This is a genomic window from Vibrio sp. Y176, from assembly GCF_033438945.1.
In genome coordinates this window covers 1-1,559 of the sequence record NZ_JAWOQS010000060.1, presented here as the reverse complement: position 1 = coordinate 1,559, position 1,559 = coordinate 1, and the positions used below count along the sequence as shown (strand labels likewise).

Sequence of the window (1,559 nt, the reverse complement as noted above, 5' to 3'; positions counted from 1 at the left end):
TCTTAATGCTGCCTTCTTCCACATCATGGAAGCGTAACAGCAAGTTCACCAACGTGGATTTGCCTGCGCCAGAGCGCCCAACCAAGCCGACTTTTTCGCCAGGTTTGATGTCGAGATTCAGATGGTTGATGACGCCTTTGTTTTCACCGTAATGAAAGCTGACGTTATCGAACTGGATGCCACCTTGAGATACGACAAAGTGTTTCGCATTCGGTTTGTCTTGGATATCGATAGGTTTGGACAGTGTTTTCATGCCATCCACGACAGTACCCATGTTTTCAAACAGGGCTCCTACTTCCCACATGATCCACATCGACATGCCGTTAACGCGCAGCGCTAGGCTGACCGCAATAGCAATGGCACCGACGCTAATCGCGCTGTCTAACCACAGATAAATCGACAAAGCCGCGACGGAAAACACCAAGATGTAGTTGGAGATTTCAACCGCCACGTCAAAGCCCGTAACCAAGCGCATTTGACGATAAACCGTGTTGAGAAATCCTTTCATGCCTTGTTCGGCATATTGGGTTTCTCGCTGGCTATGTGAAAACAGCTTCACGGTTTGGATATTGGTGTAGCTGTCGACAATACGGCCTGTCATGGTTGAGCGCGCATCGGCTTGCTCAGAGGCCACATCTTTCAGTTTCGGTACAAAGTAAATCTGAATCGCGATGTAAACCAAAAGCCAGACAATCATTGGAATCATTAAACGCCAATCTGCAGCTGCTAACATCACGACCATACTGGTGAAGTAAACCGTCACGTAGACAAACACGTCCATGCTCTTCATGACCGTTTCACGTACTGCGAGAGAGGTTTGCATCACTTTGGTTGCAACGCGCCCTGCAAAATCATCTTGATAGAAGTTCAGACTCTGATTGAGCAGATAACGGTGAGCAAGCCAGCGAATGGACATTGGGTAGTTACCCAACAAGGTTTGATGCACCAGCAAAGAGTAGATAACAACCAAAAGTGGCATTACAACCAGAAGTAAGACGCCGTAAAAAATCAGATCCGCTCGGTTATCTTGCAAAAAGGTTTCTGGATTGCTGGTGGAAAGCCAGTCTACCAGTTGGCCCATTGCACCAAACAGCATGACTTCGACGATGGCAACAATCGTCGACATCAGTGACATGATGATCAGTGGCTTTTCATACCCTCGGGTGTAATGGCGTAGAAAGGCAAAAATCCCTGAAGGGGGCTGATCGGGCGTAGATTTGGGAAACGGCTCTGTGAAGCCTTCAAATCGTTTAAACATAACTCATCCTAAAGTTAAAACAATGCCATCTCGGTCTACTGAATCCATCGATTTACACTGCTTGGACATGGCAGTGCGCACCGAGATAGGTGGTAAGAAATATCGTTGTCCGCTAGCCAGAAAAGCAGACGAGTTTGTGAGAGGGGCGAAAAAATAGTCTAACCGATCGCCTTTTAAATGTAACTAGTTGGTTATGAACTGAATTGAAATATCCCATTTATTGCATTTGTCATGTCCGAGCCACAAAAGCGTAAACCAGCAAAGTGACAATAAAAAATCGTGTTTCTCTGTCTAATTGCAG

1 protein-coding gene is annotated in these 1,559 nt (G+C 46.3%); it reads right to left on the bottom strand.

Going from position 1 to position 1,559, the window contains the following annotated elements:
• A partial coding sequence (locus R7O13_RS24030; RefSeq protein ID WP_318304821.1) for an ABC transporter ATP-binding protein occupies positions 1 to 1,258 on the bottom strand: 1,258 nt, incomplete at its 3' end.
• Between the last annotated feature and the right edge of the window lie 301 nt (positions 1,259 to 1,559).